Below are 4,037 nucleotides of genomic sequence, written 5' to 3' on the forward strand. Positions count from 1 at the left end.
CGCGCTTTCCTCAGCGTGGCCAGCGACGGGGAGCCCATTGCGCCCGAGGTCGAACGTTACCTGTTCGAACCGTTCTTCTCGACGCGCAGCCGCGGCACCGGACTGGGCCTGTATATTTGCCGGGAGCTGTGCGAGCGCTATGGCGCCAGCATCGACTATCGAGCCCGCGCGGCCGGCGATCCGCACCCGAACGAGTTCTACGTGGTGATGCGTCGCATGCCGCTGGCCGACACCGAAGCGCGACTGCACCTGACTTCATGACCTCCCCTTCGCACTTCAGCCTGCTGGTCGTCGACGACGAGCCCGACCTGCGCACGCTGTACGAACTCACGCTGCTGCGCGAAGGCTATGACATCGAGACAGCCGGCACCGTCGAGGAAGCCTGGTCGCACCTGAAGGATCGAACCTACAGCGCGGTGATCACCGACATGCGCCTGCCCGACGGCAGCGGCCTGGACCTGCTGCGGCGCCTGGAAGAGGCGGGCCGGCGCGAGAAGACCATCGTCATCACGGCCTACGGCTCGGCGGAGAACGCGGTGGAAGCGCTGAAGGCGGGCGCCTACGACTACCTCACCAAGCCGGTGGACCTCAAGCAGTTCCGCGCTGTGGTGGCCTCGGCGCTCGGCCGTGGCGGGCCGGCGGTGCCGACCATGGATCCGTCGACGCTGCCTTCCGAGACCGGTGCGCCGCCGCAGGCGCGCGCGGAGCGGCCGGTGGCGGCGCCGGCAGCCCCGGTCAGCCCGGCGCTGCGACGCATGGCCGGCCACTCCGCGGCCATGCAGCAGGTGCGCGCGCTCGTCGAAAAGGTGGCGCGCAGCATGGCGCCCGTGCTGGTCAACGGCGAATCGGGCACCGGCAAGGAACTGGTGGCACGCTCGATCCACGAGATCAGCGTGCGCGCCTCACAGCCCTTCATCGCCGTCAATTGCGGCGCCATCCCGGAACAGTTGCTGGAAGCCGAGTTCTTCGGCTATCGCAAGGGCGCCTTCACCGGTGCGGCGGAAGACCGCGAGGGATTCTTCCAGGCCGCCAACGGCGGTACGCTCTTTCTCGACGAGATCGGCGACCTGCCGCTGTCGATGCAGAGCAAGCTCCTGCGCTCGATCCAGGAGCGCTCGGTGCGGCCGGTGGGCGCGGTCAGCGAGCAGCCGGTCAACGTGCGGCTGCTCAGTGCGACGCACAAGGATCTGGGTGCCGAGGTGCAGGCGGGCCGCTTCCGTCAGGACCTTTACTACCGGCTCAACGTCATCCAGATCCGCGTGCCGCCGCTGCGCGAACGCCTGGAGGATCTCTCCGACATCGCCGAGCGCGTGCTCGAGCGCATCGCCCAGGATGCCGGCGTGTCGCCGCCGCCGCGGCTGACGCGCGAGGCCCTTCAGCAGCTGGCGCGTTACCCGTTCCCCGGCAACGTGCGCGAGCTGGAGAACCTTCTGCACCGTGCGGTGGCGCTGTCGGGCGGCGAGACGATCGACGTGGCCGACCTGGGCCTGCCCGAGTCGGAACTGGGTGACGCGATCGTCGCCGACAGCGACCCGTTCGAGGCGATGCGTCGCGACGAGCCGCCAGCGCGCTTTCCGCCGCCCGCGGCGAGTCTGCCGGCGGAGGAGCCGTTGCCGGCCGACCTGGCTGCCTATCTCGACAACGTCGAGCGCGACATCCTGGTGCGCGCACTGGAACGACATCGCTTCAACCGAACCGCGGCCGGCGCCAGCCTCGGCCTGTCCTTGCGGCAGATGCGCTACCGCATGGCCCGGCTCGGCGTGAACGTCGGCGGCGACGGTCTCGCCGCCGACCGCGACTGAGCGCACCAGCGCCGTGAAGCCGCGCTGGTATGCCGGCTGGTGGTCGGCGGCGCGCCGCAGCCGATCGCCGAACTTCGGGCCGCGCCCGCAGGGTGTCGCGGTGTCGCTGCTGGTGGTGCACTCGATCAGCCTGCCGCCCGGGCGCTACGGCGGGCCGTGGATCGAGGACTTCTTTCGGAACCGGCTCGATGCGAGTGTCGATCCGTACTTCGAGTCGATCCGCGGGCTGCGCGTGTCGGCGCACTTCGTCGTGCGGCGCGACGGCGAACTCGTCCAGTTCGTCTCCTGCGACCAGCGGGCCTGGCACGCCGGAGCGTCGTCGCATCGCGGGCGCGAGAACTGCAACGACTTTTCGATCGGCGTCGAACTCGAAGGCCTGGAGGGCGAGGCGTTCGAGGCGGCGCAGTACGACGCCCTCGTGGCGCTGTCTCTGGCGCTGGCCAGGCGCTATCCGATCGATGCCGTGGCCGGACACGAGCACATCGCGCCAGGGCGCAAGCAGGACCCTGGCAGCGGCTTCGAGTGGCGTCGCTTCCAGTCGGGGCTGGCGATCGCGGGGCTCGCCGATTGGGACTTTCCCGACAGTGCAACACGACGCAACCGGCGCGCCGTGAAGTGATGCGGTGCAGCACCGCGCGAAGCCAGCAACGGCGCGCCTTTCGCGCCTTCCGCGAGATTCGAGGGCGATTGGCCGGCACGCTAGGGGTAGTGCTTGAACCCCCCGGGGACCCCAGATATAGTGTGCCGCCGTGCTATCCTTCGCTTCTGCCCAGAACACCGTGCCGCGCCGCGCGACCGCTCGATCCGATGCCGTCGCATCCCTGGTGTCGCACCTGACCGAACCGAACCCGACCTCGTCAGACGGCCGCCCCTGAAAGGCGGCCGAATTTCTCTTCGCTCTCGCCCATGACCATCGAAACACTGCCACCGACCAACACAGGGGAAGCCATGCAAGCCATCCATGTCCCGACCTCCACGCCTGCTGCCGGCATGCGCGCCCCGTCGACGTCGCCTGCCGTGTCGGCTTACCAGGGCTACCAGATCATCCGTCGCAACGGCGCGGTGGTGGTGTTCGAGCCGAACAAGATCGCCGTGGCGCTGATGAAGGCCTTCCTGGCGGTGCATGGAACGCAGGGAGCGGCCTCGGCCAGCGTCCGCGAGACGGTCGATGGGCTGACCGAGGCGGTGGTGCGCGCACTGCTGCGCTCGCGCCCGGGCGGCGGCACCTTCCACATCGAGGACGTGCAGGACCAGGTCGAGCTCGGCCTGATGCGCGGTGGCCACCACGAGGTGGCGCGCGCCTATGTGCTGTACCGCGAGCGCCGTGCGCAGGAACGCGCCCGGCAGGTGCCCAAGGCGGCGCCCGCTGAATCGGCGCTGCACGTGACCGACAACGGCCAGCGCGTGCCGCTGGACTTCGGCAAGCTGCAGGCGCTCATCGAGTCCGCCTGCGCCGGCCTCGGCGCGGACGTGAAGGCCGAGCCGGTGCTGGCCGAGACGCGCCGCAATCTCTACGACGGCGTGCCGATCGACGAGGTGCACAAGGCGGCCATCCTGGCGGCGCGCACGCTGATCGAGAAGGACCCGGGCTACACGCGGGCGACGGCCCGCCTGCTGCTGCACACGATCCGCCGCGAGATCCTCGGCGAGGAGGTGACGCATGCGGAGATGCACACCCGCTACGCCGAGTACTTCCCGGGCTTCATCAAGAAGGGCGTGCAGGCCGAGCTGCTCGACGAGAAGCTGCTGCAGTTCGACCTCGCCAAGCTGGGCGCGGCACTGAAGGCCGACCGTGACCTGCAGTTCGACTACCTCGGGCTGCAGACGCTGTTCGACCGCTACTTCCTGCATGTCGACGAAGTCCGCATCGAACTTCCACAGGCCTTCTTCATGCGCGTGGCGATGGGCCTCGCGCTCAACGAGATCGACCGCGAGGCGCGCGCCATCGAGTTCTACGAGGTGCTGTCGACCTTCGACTTCATGAGCTCGACGCCGACCCTGTTCAATTCGGGCACGCGCCGCTCGCAGCTGTCGAGCTGCTACCTGACCACGGTGTCCGACGACCTCGATGGCATCTATGAGGCGCTGAAGGAAAACGCGCTGCTGTCCAAGTTCGCCGGCGGCCTCGGCAACGACTGGACCAACGTGCGTGCGCTGGGCAGCCACATCAAGGGCACCAACGGCAAGAGCCAGGGCGTGGTGCCGTTCCTGAAGGTGGTCAACGATACCGCCGTG

General features: G+C 69.0%; 4 protein-coding genes. All 4 read left to right on the forward strand.

Going from position 1 to position 4,037, the window contains the following annotated elements; genetic code table 11:
- The coding region (locus tag AB7U92_RS13075) for an ATP-binding protein (RefSeq protein WP_428577333.1) at positions 1 to 261 on the forward strand (261 nt) is incomplete at its 5' end.
- Complete coding sequence (locus tag AB7U92_RS13080) at positions 258 to 1,802, forward strand: sigma-54-dependent transcriptional regulator (protein WP_428577336.1); 1,545 nt, start codon at positions 258 to 260, stop codon at positions 1,800 to 1,802. The genes AB7U92_RS13075 and AB7U92_RS13080, both read left to right, overlap by 4 nt.
- A gap of 13 nt (positions 1,803 to 1,815) precedes the next feature.
- Positions 1,816 to 2,421 carry a 1,6-anhydro-N-acetylmuramyl-L-alanine amidase AmpD gene (gene ampD, locus AB7U92_RS13085; protein ID WP_428577339.1) on the forward strand — a complete coding sequence of 202 codons (606 nt, stop codon included), beginning with the start codon at positions 1,816 to 1,818 and terminating at the stop codon, positions 2,419 to 2,421.
- 371 nt (positions 2,422 to 2,792) lie between these two features.
- Positions 2,793 to 4,037, forward strand: a 1,245-nt coding sequence (locus AB7U92_RS13090) for an ATP cone domain-containing protein (RefSeq protein WP_428577342.1), incomplete at its 3' end; no start/stop codon positions are given.

Source organism: Piscinibacter sp., from assembly GCF_050175855.1.
In the GTDB taxonomy this organism is placed as follows: domain Bacteria; phylum Pseudomonadota; class Gammaproteobacteria; order Burkholderiales; family Burkholderiaceae_C; genus Piscinibacter.

Coding starts and splice junctions, on each gene's coding strand:
- AB7U92_RS13080 (WP_428577336.1), top strand. CDS start 258: ATGACCTCCCCTTCGCACTTCAGCCTGCTGGTCGTCGACGACGAGCCC.